The organism is Dyella sp. (assembly GCF_035685805.1).
Taxonomy (GTDB): Bacteria; Pseudomonadota; Gammaproteobacteria; order Xanthomonadales; family Rhodanobacteraceae; genus Dyella_A.
The window spans coordinates 46942-61234 of sequence record NZ_DASSAB010000024.1 but is presented as its reverse complement, the minus strand read 5'-3'; the positions used below and the strand labels follow the sequence as shown (position 1 = coordinate 61234).

General features: G+C 69.0%; 13 protein-coding genes and 1 tRNA gene. 9 read left to right on the top strand and 5 right to left on the bottom strand.

Annotated elements, in window-relative coordinates; all coding sequences use genetic code 11:
- The 7 genes from VFG40_RS05275 to VFG40_RS05245 form a co-directional block, all read left to right on the top strand.
- A partial coding sequence (locus tag VFG40_RS05275; protein WP_324895637.1) for an adenosylhomocysteinase occupies positions 1-950 on the top strand: 950 nt, incomplete at its 5' end.
- A gap of 131 nt (positions 951-1081) precedes the next feature.
- Positions 1082-1642, top strand: a complete 561-nt coding sequence (locus VFG40_RS05270) for an RNA polymerase sigma factor (RefSeq protein WP_324895635.1) — start codon at positions 1082-1084, stop codon at positions 1640-1642.
- A complete protein-coding gene (locus VFG40_RS05265; protein WP_324895632.1) occupies positions 1642-2418 on the top strand; it encodes a hypothetical protein in 777 nt (258 codons plus the stop codon). Before VFG40_RS05270 ends, VFG40_RS05265 begins: the two co-directional genes overlap by 1 nt.
- 723 nt (positions 2419-3141) lie before the next feature.
- A complete protein-coding gene (locus VFG40_RS05260; protein ID WP_324895631.1) occupies positions 3142-4404 on the top strand; it encodes a carboxylate--amine ligase in 1263 nt (420 codons plus the stop codon).
- Between the two features lie 128 nt (positions 4405-4532).
- Positions 4533-5357: a methylenetetrahydrofolate reductase [NAD(P)H] gene (gene metF / locus VFG40_RS05255; RefSeq protein WP_324895629.1), complete on the top strand. Its 825-nt coding sequence runs from the start codon at positions 4533-4535 to the stop codon at positions 5355-5357.
- Positions 5358-5413: 56 nt separating this feature from the next.
- Complete coding sequence (locus VFG40_RS05250) at positions 5414-6022, top strand: DUF4124 domain-containing protein (RefSeq protein ID WP_324895627.1); 609 nt, start codon at positions 5414-5416, stop codon at positions 6020-6022.
- 62 nt (positions 6023-6084) lie between these two features.
- Complete coding sequence (locus tag VFG40_RS05245) at positions 6085-7002, top strand: branched-chain amino acid transaminase (RefSeq protein ID WP_324895625.1); 918 nt, start codon at positions 6085-6087, stop codon at positions 7000-7002.
- Positions 7003-7275: 273 nt separating this feature from the next.
- Here VFG40_RS05245 and VFG40_RS05240 read toward each other — a convergent pair whose 3' ends face one another.
- The 5 genes from VFG40_RS05240 to VFG40_RS05220 all read right to left on the bottom strand — a co-directional run bounded on the left by VFG40_RS05240 (position 7276) and on the right by VFG40_RS05220 (position 10993).
- Positions 7276-8568, bottom strand: coding sequence for a sensor histidine kinase (locus VFG40_RS05240; RefSeq protein ID WP_324895623.1), 1293 nt, complete (start codon positions 8566-8568; stop codon positions 7276-7278).
- Positions 8552-9238, bottom strand: coding sequence for a response regulator transcription factor (locus VFG40_RS05235; protein WP_324895621.1), 687 nt, complete (start codon positions 9236-9238; stop codon positions 8552-8554). Before VFG40_RS05235 ends, VFG40_RS05240 begins: the two co-directional genes overlap by 17 nt.
- A gap of 299 nt (positions 9239-9537) precedes the next feature.
- Complete coding sequence (gene rimK, locus VFG40_RS05230; protein WP_324895619.1) at positions 9538-10416, bottom strand: 30S ribosomal protein S6--L-glutamate ligase; 879 nt, start codon at positions 10414-10416, stop codon at positions 9538-9540.
- Positions 10413-10865 (bottom strand): ATP-dependent zinc protease family protein, encoded by a 453-nt coding sequence (locus tag VFG40_RS05225; protein ID WP_324895617.1) that lies wholly within the window; start codon positions 10863-10865, stop codon positions 10413-10415. The genes rimK and VFG40_RS05225 overlap by 4 nt, the downstream gene beginning before the upstream one ends.
- Positions 10866-10919: 54 nt before the next feature.
- Positions 10920-10993: transfer RNA gene (locus VFG40_RS05220), tRNA-Gly, on the bottom strand.
- Positions 10994-11219: 226 nt separating this feature from the next.
- On the opposite strand from VFG40_RS05220, the gene VFG40_RS05215 reads away from it, so the two are divergent.
- Both VFG40_RS05215 and trmB read left to right on the top strand, forming a co-directional pair.
- Positions 11220-13406 carry a DUF6600 domain-containing protein gene (locus VFG40_RS05215; RefSeq protein WP_324895615.1) on the top strand — a complete coding sequence of 729 codons (2187 nt, stop codon included), beginning with the start codon at positions 11220-11222 and terminating at the stop codon, positions 13404-13406.
- Positions 13407-13514: 108 nt separating this feature from the next.
- Positions 13515-14246 (top strand): tRNA (guanosine(46)-N7)-methyltransferase TrmB, encoded by a 732-nt coding sequence (trmB, locus tag VFG40_RS05210; protein WP_324895613.1) that lies wholly within the window; start codon positions 13515-13517, stop codon positions 14244-14246.
- The last annotated feature ends 47 nt before the right edge of the window (positions 14247-14293 follow it).

Genomic DNA, 14293 nt, shown 5'->3' with positions numbered 1-14293 from the left:
CTCCGTCAGGCAGCCATGAAGAGAAGGTCATCAAGGATCTGCTCAAGGAAGTTCATGCCGAGAATCCCCGGCGCTGGAGCGATCTGGCGAAGGAATGGCGCGGCGTTTCGGAAGAGACCACCACCGGCGTACATCGCCTGTACAAGATGCAGCAGGAAGGCAAGCTCCTGGTGCCGGCCATCAACGTGAACGATTCGGTGACCAAGTCGAAGTTCGACAACCTGTACGGCTGCCGCGAATCCCTGGCCGATGGCCTGAAGCGCGCGATGGACGTGATGCTGGCCGGCAAGGTGGCCGTGGTCTGCGGCTACGGCGACGTCGGCAAGGGCTCGGCCCACAGCCTGCGTGCCTACGGCGCGCGCGTGGTGGTGACCGAGATCGACCCGATCAACGCGCTGCAGGCGTCGATGGAAGGCTTCGAAGTGAACACGGTGGAGAGCACGCTGGGCCGCGGTGACATCTACGTCACCACCACCGGCAACAAGGACGTGCTGACCATCGAGCACCTGAGCCAGATGAAGGACCAGGCCATCGTCTGCAACATCGGCCACTTCGACAACGAGATCCAGGTCGACGCGCTGAACAAGTTCCCCGGCGTGACCAAGCTCAACATCAAGCCGCAGGTGGACAAGTACACCTTCAAGGACGGCCGCGCGATCTTCCTGCTGGCCGAAGGCCGCCTGGTCAACCTTGGTTGCGCCACCGGCCACCCGAGCTTCGTGATGTCCAACTCGTTCGCCAACCAGACGCTGGCGCAGATCGAGCTGTGGACGAACAAGGACAGCTACGAGAAGAAGGTCTACATCCTGCCCAAGAAGCTGGACGAGGAAGTGGCGCGCCTGCATCTGGAGAAGATCGGCGTGAAGCTGACCACGCTGACCGACTCGCAGGCTGCCTACCTGGGCGTTTCGAAGGAAGGCCCGTACAAGCCGGAGCACTACCGCTACTGATCGACGGTTCCCGTCGCACAGCAGGAAAGGGCGCAGCAATGCGCCCTTTTTTTTCGCCCGGAGCCGGGCTGCTGTAAGAATCGGTCCGCTGGCGCGTCTTCCTGGGTAAATCACCCGACGGAGACGTTCCCATGACCCTCTCGATCGAGAGCGAAGGCGACCCCATGACGGACCACGCGCCACCCGACGTTGCAGCACTCGCCCGGCTGTACGGCCGCCAGGTCTTTCAGGCCGCCTACCGTGTGCTTGGTCAGGCCTCCCAGGCCGAGGACCTGCAGCAGGATGTGTTTCTGCGCGTGCTTGAACGACCGACCGAAGCGGTCGAGTCGTGGCCGGCTTACCTCACCACGCTGACCGTGAGGATGGCGATCGATCGACTGCGCAAGGCCGGGCGCTGGCGCCGGCTCGTACCGACGTGGCGCGCCACCGCACCGGCGGCTTTCGACAGCACCGAGCAAAGCGCGATCGAACACGAACGTGCCCGGCAGCTGCGCGATGCGCTGGGCCGGCTCAAGCCGCGCGAGGCGGAGTGCTTCACCCTGCGCCACGTGCAGGGCATGGAGATCGCCGCGATAGCGGCGGCCACCGGCATGAGCAGCAACCACGTCAGCGTCTGCCTGCACCGTGCCAGTCGTGCGCTGGAAGCGCGACTGGGCGGTATCGAAACCGACACCACCCCGGAGGTGCTGTGATGAACCCGACCCTTTCGCACCGACTGGACGCCCACCTGCGCGCCCTCGACCACGGACTGCCCGAGAACGCCGCCGATGTCGCGCAGCAGAAGCTGGAGCGTCGACTGCAGCGCCGCGCCCCCAAGGCGCCGGCCCGGCGCTGGGCTGGCTGGGCGGCGGCGGTCGCCACGGCCTCGCTGATGATGGCACTGGTGCTGCTGCCGACATCGCACGGCATCGCCTTCGACGCGGTGCAGCAGCGCCTGCGCGATTTCCACACCCTGACGCTGCAGATCGAGCAACAGGCACAAGGCATGGCGATGCCGCCAATCCGGGTACGGATGAACCGCCGCGGCGACGTGCGCACGGACTTCGGCACCGCCACCAGCATGGTCGTCAACACGCAGGAGCATCGGGTGCTGACGCTGCTGCACGACAGTCGCCACGCACTGCAGATGCCGCTCCCGGCGACCGCCGACGCGCCCGCGCCGCTGGCCTGGCTCGAACCGGTGCGCCGCTTCCAGGGCGAGGCGCGCCGGCTGCCGGGCACGCGCATCATCGACGGCACGCCAACCACCGGCTGGACGCTCGATGTGCAGGGCATGCGTATCACCATCTGGGCGGATGCCGACGCACTGCCGCGCGCGGTGGAGATGGACGCCGACGGCGCGACGCTGCGCCAGGCCATGCATGTGACGCTGGATGCGCCGATCGATCCGCAGGTGTTCAGCACGGCGGTGCCCCCGGGGTACGCCGTCATGCCCGCGGCGGGCGACGACACCGGCGAGCCACACTGAAGGTGGTGCCGCAGCTGTCCTGCGTGGGTGGCACCCGCGCAGGTCGCCGTGCTGCTGGACGGATACCACGCGGCGGGCTGCCGGCGGCTGGTCTGGCATCCCGCCGCTGCAGGCACGGCCAGGCGGCGGCACGCCCGGCCGGATAAAGCGGCAAGGGCGCAGGTCGCCAGAGATGCCTGACCAAGGTGACGGGTGATCGGCGAAGCGTTGCCCATGGCCACTCTCATTGCGGCGTCCTGGATCAACGGCACCGGCCGGGCAGATGAGGCGCTGCATTCCTCCCGTGTGAATGCAACGATGTCCATGCCGCGCCGGGACGAATGCTGCAACCCAGTGTCCAGCGCACTCTTTTGCACAGAGCGCAATAACTGCAACGTGTACAGGCGAGCCGCTGCTACGCGTGCAGCGGACGGTCTGGCAAGAGCGGTCGGCGAATCGCCGGCCGAGGCCGGAGCTCAAACTGGGAGCTCCGTCGGCGCCACGAAGCTGACGGCGAACGACGCCATGCAACGCCGGCTCAACGATCTCCGTCCGTTCCGACGTGGCAAGCGTCTCCCGCGGGCACATCGCCCGGCCTGTCCGGCGCGGAAAAGCCGGCGTTTCCCTTTGCCGTAGCGGCACATGTCGCCCCCGTGGCTCACAGGTTTTGCTTTAAAGTCGCGACCGGGCCAGAGGCGGCTAGCGAACCCGCAGCGCGCCCGGAACGCCATCAGGGGTGGGGCCATGGGGAATTCCGAAACGACGCGGACGCCAGCCATCGTGCTGGCGCAGGGCGCGAATGCGCTCGGCGTGCTGCGTAGTCTGCAGATGGCGGGGGTGCCGGCGTATGTCGCCTGTCCGCCGGACGACCTGGTGACGCGCTCACGCTGGTATCGGCCCACGCCGGGCGCCCGACCGTGGGATGGGACGTTGGGAGCAACGGGTTTGCAGGCGCTGCGCGACATGCCGCTGGAGCAGGCGGTACTCATCCCGGGCGCGGACGATGCAGCACTGTGGCTGGCGGACCTGCCGCAGCACGAGCTGGCGGCGCGCTTTCGGGTGAGTAGCAGCTCGCGCGAAACCCAGGAGCTGCTGCAGGACAAGTCGCGCTTTGCGCAGTTTCTGGGCGAGACTGATATTCCCCATCCGCCCACGTTCCACATCGCATCGGCCGCTGATATCGAGGCCATCCCGTTTGCGCGGCTGGACCGGCTTTTCATCAAGCCGGTCAACTCGCAGCAGTTCAGCGACATCCTCGGCGTCAAGGGCGTGCGTGTCAGCGGCAGGGACGAGTTGCTCAGGGTGTGGCAACAGCTGCAGGCCCACGGCTTCGGACTGATGGCGCAGGAATACGTGCCGGGCGGCGCCGACGATCATTACTTCGTGGACGGCTTTCGCGACGCGGGCGGCCGGCTCACGGGCCTGTTCGCGCGGCGGCGCTACCGGATCCATCCGATCGATTTCGGCAACAGCTCGTACTGCCAGAGCATCCCGCTGGCAGCGGTCGAGGCGCCGGTGCGCGACCTCTCGAAGCTACTGGCGCAGGTGAACTACCGCGGCATCTTCAGCGCGGAGTTCAAGCGCGATGCGCGCGACGGCCAGTACCGCATCCTGGAAGTGAATTCGCGCGCGTGGACTTACGTGGAGTTTGCATCGCGCTGCGGCGTCAACGTGTGCGAGATGGCCTGGCACGACGCGCTGGGCCTGCCGGTCACCGCTGCCCCGGCAATCTACCCCGTGGGCGCCGGCTGCGTGAACCTGCCGCGTGACATCCGCTCGTTGCGCGAGCAGCCGCCCGGCGCGCGCGCACCCGCACTGGCGGTGATGCGCCAGTGGGCGAAGGCGCATTTCCATGCGTTCCGCCTCGACGACCCCCTCCCCGGCCTCGTGGTGGCCGCAGACATCGTCGCCATGCAGTGGCGCCGCATGCTGCGACATCTTCGCGCGATGCGGGGACGGGGCCCGGAAGCTTCGCCACTGGACAAGGCGCCGTCGGATTCAAGCTGACGCGGGGTCGCCAACCGCCGCCGCGGACCTGCCTGCACGGCCTCACTGCCGGTGAAGGCAAGCTATATCGCTTCATCGCGAACAAGAGATATACACTTGGCCACACCTCTCACGATGACGCTCCCGCCATGCCGTCGATCAGCTTCGAATTCTTCCCGCCCAAGACCGACGAACAGCGCGCCCAGCTCGACCGCGCGGCACAGCAGCTGAAAGGGCTGGAGCCGGAATACGCCTCGGTAACCTTCGGCGCCGGCGGCTCCACGCTGAGCTACACCGGCGACACGGTGGCGCACCTGCACCGGGAACACGGGCTCACCGTGGCGCCGCATCTGTCGTGCATGGGCGGCACGCGCGCGGAAATCAGCGCACTGCTGGACGGGTACCGTGCGGCAGGCTACCGGCGGCTGGTGGCGCTGCGCGGCGACCTGCCCTCGGGCATGGCCTCGCACGGCGATTTCCGCTACGCCGCGGAGCTGGTGCAGTTCATCCGCGAGCACACCGGCGATCATTTCCACATCGAGGTGGCGGCCTACCCGGAGACTCACCCGCAAGCGGAGGATGCCTTGTCGGACCTGCGCCATTTCAAGGCCAAGGTGGACGCCGGCGCCAACGGCGCGATCACCCAGTACTTCTTCAATCCCGACGCCTACTTCCGCTTCGTCGACGACATCCGCCGGCTGGGCGTGGAGGTTCCAGTGGTGCCGGGCATCATGCCGATCAGCAACTTCAGCCAGCTCAAGCGCTTCTCCGACATGTGCGGCGCGGAAATCCCGCGCTGGATCGCCAAGCGCATGCAGGCGCACGGCGACGATGTGGAGGCGGTGCGCCAGCTCAGCGCGGAAGTGGTCGCAGGGCTTTGCCGTCGCCTGCTCGAAGGCGGCGCACCGGGGCTGCACTTCTACACGCTGAACCGTTCTCGCCCGACCCGCGCGGTGCTCGAGCTGCTGCACTGAGCCGGACGCTGGCGCGGCGATATGCTGATGCGATGCGAGCGCTGCCCGGCCTGTGCGTGACCCTCCTCCTGCTGGCCGGCCCGGCCTGCCGGCACGCCCATGCGCAAGCCGGCGACGGGATTCACCGCTGCGTCGACCGCAGCGGGGGCCAGATCTTCACCGATCGCAGCTGCGCCGACCTTGAAGCCACGCCCGCACTGCCGTCCGTAGCGCCGGTGCCGACCACGGCGGCGGCAATGGGGCAGCCGGTCATGCCGCTGTGCGTGATCGACCTGCCGGCGCTCAAGCAGCAGGTGGTCGAGGCATTTGCCGGCAACCAGCCAAACCGCCTGGCCGGGCTGATGCTGTGGGACGGCTACAGCGCAGATGCGGTCGTCGAGCAGATCCGCGCGTTGTCCGAGCTGATGCGTCACCCCCTGCTCGACATCACCGACTACGGCGGCGGCCGCACCGCCCACGCTGGCGCACCGGTGGACCTGTACGACGCCAGCCAGCCACTGGCTCATCTGCTGGCCGCGGGCGAAAACCACGCCGCGGCGACGGCGCAAGCACCGGCAGGCATCAGCGTGCTGACCCAGGCCGAGGACGGCAGCGGGAGCAGCCGCTCCACGGCGTTCGCGCTGGAGCAGCAGTCCGGCTGCCTGTGGCTGCGCCCGACCAACTAGCCCCCGCGGGCGGTCGCCCGGGCGAACGGCTATCATGGGCGGTCCCCCAACGGAGAAGCGTCATGGCGCAGCAGTACCCCGAATGGATCTGGCAGAACGGCGAGATCAAGCCGTGGAAAGACGCCACCACCCACGTGATGTCGCACGCCCTGCACTACGGCTCGTCGGTGTTCGAGGGCATTCGCAGCTACGCGACGCCGGACGGCGCGGCGATCTTCCGCCTCACCGACCACCTGAAGCGGCTGTACCAGTCCGCGCGCATCTACGACATGGTGCTGCCGTATTCGCTCGACGAGCTGGCTGCGGCCTGCCGTGACGTAATCAAGAAGAACGGCTTCTCCGCCGCCTACCTGCGCCCTGTCGCCTACCGCGGCCTGGGCGGTTTCGGCCTGTCGGCCGATACGCCGATCGACGTGGCAGTCGCGACCTGGCCGATGGGTCCGTACCTCGGCCCGGAGGCGCTGGAGAAGGGCATCACCGCCTGCGTGTCGAGCTGGCAGCGCTTCGCGCCGAACACCATCCCGGCCGGCGCCAAGGCCGGCGGCAATTATCTGTCCGGCCAGCTGATCGCGCGTGAAGCGCGTCGGCTGGGTTTTGGCGAGGGCATCGCGATGGCCTCCAGCGGCCTGCTGAGCGAAGGCGCCGGCGAGAACCTGTTCCTGGTGTTCGACGGCGTGCTGCACACCACCCCGGCCAGCGCGTCGATCCTCACCGGCATCACCCGCGACACGCTCAAGGTGCTGGCCCGCGAGGAAGGCATCGAGGTAGTCGAGCGCGACATCCCGCGCGAGTACCTGTACCTGTGCGACGAGCTCTTGATGTGCGGCACGGCGGCGGAGATCACCCCGATCAATTCGGTCGACGGCAAGCAGATCGGCAACGGCACCGCCGGCCGCGTCACTCGCCGCCTGCAGGAGCTGTACTTCGGCCTGTTCGACGGCAAGACGCCGGACAAGTGGGGCTGGCTCGAAGCGGTCTGATCGACGCGCCACCTGACACGGCAGACCAGGACGCCCCGCCATGCGGGGCGTTTTTCTGCGTCGCGCTTGCACGCTGACCGCATAGGAGCCCGCTCGCGGGCGATGCCGTGGCCTTGACCGTGGCCCTGAATGCCCGTCCCAGCACCAAAGCATCGCCCGCAAGCGGGCTCCTATCGGGAGCGGATGAGCCACGTGCGCTGCGGCCGCTGACGCTGGCTTTCATTCGCAGCCCGGGCCGCGGCGTCGCCCGAGCGGGCTGCCAACGAAGGCGAATCAGCCGAACACGATGCTGGCGATGGCGCCGTTGGTATCGCTGCGCGGGCGCATCGACACCTGCCAGCCGTAGAGGTCGCACAGCCGGCGCACGATCGCCAGGCCCAGCCCGGCACCGCTTCCGCCCGCGCCCTCGCCCCGTACGCCACGCTGGAACAGGCGTTCGGCGTCCTCCGGCTTGATGCCCGGGCCCGTATCGATCACCTCGATGCCGTTCGCGCCGACTTCCACACGCACCTCGCCATCCAGCGTGTACTTGATGGCGTTGCCGATCAGGTTGGTCAATGCCACCGCCAGCACCGAGGCCGGTGCGTTCACGCTCACCGGTTCGCGTTCGTCCAGATGCACGGCGACCGGCTTGTCGCGAATCTGCGGGCGCTGGCTCTCGATCACGTCCGTGGCCACCTTGGCTACATCGGTCGTTTCGCCCCGGGTAGGGCCGCGGCGCTCGGCGCGCGACAGCAGCAGCAGTGCCTCGATCAGTTCGGTCGCCTGGCGCGAGGCGCGCTCGATCCGCTTGAGCCGCTCGCGCAGCTTGTCGGTGAGATCGGGCGAGTCCTGCAGCAACTCGGTGGTGCTGGCGATCACCGCCAGCGGCGTGCGCAACTCGTGGCTGACATCGGAGTTGAACTCGCGGTCGCGCTCCACCATCGAGGTGAGCCGTGCGCCGTAGTCGTCCAGCGCCTGGGCCAGCTCGCCCACCTCGTCGTCGGCGAAATCCGGCGCCAGCGGCTCGGCCCTGCCCGCTTTTCGGAACTCGCGCAGGCGCTGGGCCAGCTGACTGACCGGCTTGAGCACCTTGCGCGACAGCCACAGGCCAATGGCCAGCGACAGCAGGCCGAACAGGAACACCGCGCCAATGACGCTGAACAGGAGTTGTTGCTTGCCCAGTTCCTCGCGCGAGACGTCGTAACGCACGAAGCTGATGATGCCGTTCTCGCGATACACCGCGAGCTTGTAGTGGTGGATCTGGCCACCATCGTCCGGATCGGGCTCGTGGATGTCGTGCACGCCGGTGCCGAGGTTCTGCCAGGCCAGCGGCGCCTTGTAGAGCGTGCGCTCGCTCTTCACCGTGCCGGTGATGAGCCGCGAACCGGGACCGGGCGAATCGGGATGCTCCTGGGCATAGCGGTTGGAGTATCTGGCGTCGTCAAGCAGGCTGGCGTTGACGAGCTGATCCTCCACCCGCGTGCGGATGTTGAGCGCCGCAAAAGCGAACAACGCGCTGAGGCCGAAGCCGAACAGCGCGAAGGAGACGACGAGGCGGAACCGCAGCTTACGCCTGGACTGCATCCGGATCGACCATGCGGTAACCGATGCCGTGCCGCGTGTGGATCAGCGGCTTCTCGAACGGCTTGTCGATCGCCGCGCGCAATCCATGGATGTGCACCCGCAGCGAGTCGCTGTCCGGCAGCTCCTCGCCCCACACCTTCTGCTCCAGGTCCTGCCGCGTAACCACCGACGGGCTCGCCTCCATCAGCGCCTGCAACAGCTTGAGGCCGATCGGGTTGAGCTGGATCGACTTGCCCTCGCGGTTCACCGTGAGCGTGTCGAGATTGAAGGTGAGGTCGGACACTTTCAGCACGCGGCTCTGGGGACCCTTGCCGCGGCGCGCCAGCACCTCCAGCCGCGCGGACAACTCCTGCAGCGCGAACGGCTTGGTCATGTAGTCGTCGGCGCCGGACTCGAAGCCGGTCAGCTTCTGCTCCAGCGCGTCGCGCGCCGTGAGCATCAGGATGGGAGTCTGCTTGTGCGCCTCGTGGCGCAGCTTGCGCGCAACCTCCAGGCCGTCCATGCCGGGCAGCGTGAGGTCGAGCACGATCACGTCGAAGTCGTGCACCACCGCCAGATGCAGGCCGGTGACGCCGTCGCCGGCAAAATCCACCACGTGGCCGCGGTCTTCCAGATAGTCGCCGATGTTGGTCGCGATATCGCTGTTGTCTTCGATTACCAGTACGCGCATGCGCCGCTCCGAGCCGCCGGCGCAGGGGCCGACACAGTGGTTGCAAGCTTAACAAGCCTGTTGCGGGGCAGCGGCGAATCGCCGGGGCGCGAGACTGAATGCGCCGCGCGGGCAAAGAAAAAGCCCGGATGACTGACCCACGTCGGGATCAGCACACCCGGGCCCAAGCTACTGCCCCGATACCGAATCTGCTGCCACCTAGACCTACAGGTTGAAGTGCCAAACAAATGCAGTGGCGCCTTTATAGGCGGCGGAGGGTTAGGAACCGGTTAATGGCCCCGATCGCGCCGTGGCGCCATTCAGCGGCCGGCGTTCTGCTCCAGGTGCTTGACGATGTTGCCGGCCACGTCCAGCCCGCTGGCCGCCTCGATCCCTTCCAGCCCCGGCGAGGCGTTCACCTCCAGCAGCAGCGGTCCGCGGTTGGAGCGCAGCAGGTCGACGCCGGCGATCCCCAACCCCAGCGCCCCCGCAGCCTTGATCGCGATGCGTTTCTCCTGCGGGCTGAGGGTCGCCTTCACCGCGGTGCCGCCGCGATGCAGGTTGGCGCGGAACTCGCCCGGGCTGGCGTCGCGCTGCATCGCCGCCACCACCTTGTTGCCGACCACGAAGCAGCGCAGGTCGCTGCCCTTGGCCTCGGCGATGAACTCCTGCACCAGGAAGTTGGCGTACAGCCCGCGGAACGCCTCGATTACGCTCTGCGAAGCGCTGCGCTTTTCCGCCAGCACCACGCCGGTGCCCTGGCTGCCCTCGTTGAGCTTGATCACATGCGGCGGCTCGCCGAGCATCGCCAGCACGTCGGTGGTGTCGTCCGGGTTGTCGCCGAACACGGTCACCGGCATCTGCAGGCCGTGCGAGGCAAGGATCTGCAGGCAGCGCAGCTTGTCGCGCGCGCGCAGCACGGCATCGGACGGGTTGGGCGTGTACACGCCCATCATCTCCAGCTGGCGCAGCACGGCGGTGCCGTAGAAGGTGCTCTGGGTGCCGATGCGCGGGATCACCGCGTCGATGTCGCGCAGCGCCTTGCCCTTGTAGCGGATCTCCATGTTGCCCGGCGCAATGCGCACGTAGCAGCGCAGCGGATCGAGCACGCGCACCACGTGGCCGCGCTCGCGCGCCGCCTCGACCAGGCGCTGGGTCGAATACAGCCGCGTGTTGCGCGAGAGGATGGCGATTTTCATGGGTTGTCCGGGACCGGGTACGGAGTGCGCGGCTGGGTGTAGGAAAGCATCGGGTCGACCGCGAACCGACCGATCAGGGCGGTGCGGCCGAGCAGCATGGGAAACAGCATGTGACGACGATCGGTCAAGCTGATGTCAATCGGGAACGACTGTCCGGCCAGGCTCACCGCGCTGCGGATGAACCAGCGCTCGCTGCGCCGCCCACCGGTGTCGGTGACGACCCGCCGGTCCAGCGCGCGCGCCTCGCAGTGCGAGTGGATCACCTGCCGGCGGCCGGAGCTGACGGTAAAGCGAAGCCAGGTATCGCCATTGCGCTGGAAGGGCTGCAGGGCGTCGATGTGCAGCGCACTGGAGCGGGCGCCGGTATCGAGCTTGGCCTTGAGCCCGGCGATGCCGAGTTCGGGCAGGGCAAGCCGCTCCCGCCAGCCGAGGGTGAGAACAGCCGCCATGGTCAGCGCACGCGTCGGGGAGGGGTCGGGAACTCGAGGGGGAAATCGAGAAAGTGGAGCGGGTGAAGGGAATCGAACCCTCGTCAGTAGCTTGGGAAGCTACAGCTCTACCATTGAGCTACACCCGCGTCGGCGGCAAATGGTAACCCGCCGGCGGCGTCCGGGGGAATGGCCCAACGCGCGCTAAACCGCGCATGGCGGCCAGCTGAATCGCCCGCCGCAGAATCAGCGCCTGCGCTGCGGCAATGCGGCACTGCGTGCCCATAATGTCGCCACGTCATCCCGCGCGGCGGCGGCACGTTTTCATGACGTGTCGCCCCGCCCGCCCGGGTCGCCGCTTCCACGGAGGAAGTCATGCTCTCGTTCCTGTCCCATCCCCGCCGCCCCTGGCGTTTGCTGAGCGCGCTGGTGCTCGTGCTTGCCGCCGGCGCCAGCCACGCCCAATCCGATGACGACGGCAGCGCCGGTGATCCACCCGACCGCGTGGCGCGTCTGTCGTACCTTGCCGGCGCGGTGGGCTTCCTGCCCGCCGGCGCCGACCGCTGGAGCGACGCCAGCGTGAACCGGCCGCTCACCCGCGGCGATCGTCTGTCCACCGGCCACGACGCGCGCATCGAGCTCGAACTCGATCGCGCCAGCCTGCGCGCCGACCGCGATACCGATCTCGGCGTGCTGCGGCTGGACGACCAGACCGGTCAGCTGGAACTGACCCGCGGCACGCTCAGCCTGTCCGTGCGCGGCCTGGCCGAGGGCCAGAGCTACGAGATCGATACGCCGGCCGTGGCGCTGGTGGTTGATCGCCCCGGCGTGTTCCGCGTGGACGTGGACGACCGCGGTGGCGGCACCGAGATCACCGCACTGGAAGGCCAGGCCACCGTGTACGGCGAGGGCGGCGCCCGCCGCGCGCTGGTCGGTGGCCACAGCTACCGCTTCGACGACAGCTCGCTGGCGCAGCTGGTCGAGTCCTACAGCGGCGCCCGCGATGCGTTCGACCTGTGGTGCTCCGACCGCGATGCGCGCTACGTCCGTTCGCCGTCGCGCCAGTACGTGTCCGAAGACGTGGTCGGCTACGAGGACCTGGACCAGTACGGCCAGTGGCAGTCCAGCGACGACTACGGCCAGGTCTGGTACCCGGCCATCGTCGGCAGTGACTGGGCGCCATACCGCCAGGGCCACTGGGCCTACGTGGCCCCGTGGGGCTGGAGCTGGGTCGACGACGCGCCGTGGGGTTTCGCGCCGTACCACTACGGTCGCTGGATCCGCGTGCACGGGCGCTGGGGCTGGATCCCCGGACCGCGCGAACTGCGCGCGGTCTATGCGCCGGCGCTGGTGGCGTTTGTCGGCGGCAGCGGCTGGAGCGTGTCGATCGGCAGCGGCGCGCCGATCGGCTGGTTTCCGCTGGGCCCCGGCGACATCTACGACCCGTGGTACGCGACAAGCGCCAGCTACTACCGGCGCGTGAACCGTCACAACATCCGCTGGGGCCGCCACCACGACGGCGATCACGACCATCGCATCGACGAGCACTATCGGCATCACCGCGACGGCCGCGGCCCGGACCAGGACTATGCCAACCGCTACGCGCCCTACGGCATCACGGCGATGTCGCGCGAGGCGTTCGTCCACGCCCGCCGGGCGGACACGCACCGGCTCAAGGTGGACCCGGGCAAGCTGCGCGCCGCGCCGGTGCTGGCCGGCGGCATCGACCTGCAGCCGGTACGCGCAAGCCTCGCGCCGCGACGCGAGGGCGGCACGCGCTCCGTGCCCGTCGGTCGCTTCGACCGCGCCGTGATCGCCCACAACGCGCCGCCCGCAGGAGCCGGCCAGCTGTCGGCCGATCGCATCGGCGCCGGCAACCGGCCTGCGCCGGTGCGCGTTCCCCAGCCCGCCGCCATGTCGCGCTTCCCGCAGGCGCGTGGCGAGCTGGGCTCGGCCCGCGACGCGGCCGTGCCCGGCGTGCGCTCCTCGCGCTTCGCCCATCCGCAGAGCCAGCCCGCGCGATTCCCTGCAGCGCGTGGCAATGCCATCGACCCGGAGCGGGCGGCACCGCGCAGGTTGCCCGAGGTCCCGCGCATCGTGCGAGCCCCGCAGGGCGCTGCGGCGGCGCCCGAGACGCCGACCATGTATCGCCCGCCACGCGAAGCGGCGCGTCCGGCCGTGCTGCCGACGCCTGCGCGGATCGAGCCGGCACGGCAATGGTCGGCAGGACGCTGGCAGGGCGAGCGGGCCGAGCGGGGCGATGTGCGGATGATGCGGGCACCGGCCGTGCGCGCCCCGGCTTCGGAGCCGGCCATGCGTCGCTTCGAGCCGCGCGCGGAGCCGCGCCGCGAGGAGTACGCCCGGCCCGCGCCAATGCCGTCGTCGCGGCCCTTCCAGCCACCAGCGCGCGAGCCGGCGCCGCGGCAGGCGGCGCCCGACCGCAGCGCGCCGGCGGCGCGTCCGTTCACGCCCACTGCGCGCCCGAGCCAGCCGGCAGCTGCCCCGGCCGCCCGAGGCGACGACGCCGGCACGCCGGCGATGCTGCATTACAAGCACCGCTGAGCGTCGCCGCTTTACACTAGGCGGCCCTTAGGACGGCCCGCCGCGCAGGCGGGCCGTTGTTCTTGCATTGCAACGCGCGCCGGCACCGCGCCGCTCCACGGACCTTCCATGACACACCCCCACGACGGCGACGACGGGCAGCCCGCAGCCGCCACCGACAGCCCCGCCTACCTGCGTCGCATCCGCAGCTTCGTGCTGCGCGAGGGCCGCATGACCACTGCGCAGCAGCGGGCGTTCGACGCACACTGGTCGCGCTTCGGGCTGGATTACCGCGGCCAGCCGCGCGACTTGGACGCGGTGTTCAGCCGCGTCGCACCCCGCGTGCTGGAGATCGGGTTCGGCAACGGCGAGGCGCTGGCCTGGGCCAGCGAACATGACCAGGCACGCGATTTCATCGGCGTGGAAGTGCACGGGCCGGGCGTGGGCCGGTTGATGAATGCGCTGGCGGCGCGCGACGCGCACAACGTGCGCCTGTACAAGCACGATGCGGTGGAGGTGCTCGAACACGAGATCGCCCCGGGCGCGCTGGCCGAGGTGCGCATCTGGTTTCCCGACCCGTGGCACAAGAAGCGGCACAACAAGCGCCGCATCGTGCAGCCGGAGTTCGTCGCCCTGCTCGCCTCGCGCATGGCGCCAGGCGGACTGCTGCACCTGGCCACCGACTGGGAGGCCTATGCCGCCCACATGCTGGAGGTGATGGAGGCAGCACCGCACTGGCGTAACGAGGTAGCCCCCGGCGCGCGCTCCGAGCGGCCAAGCTGGCGCATCGAAACCCATTTCGAACGGCGCGGCCTGAAGCTCGGTCACGGGGTGTGGGACCTGCTCTATCGTCGCCAGTGACCACGCGCGCGTGCTGCGGTTCGACCGCCCGCATGCGTGGCCGCATA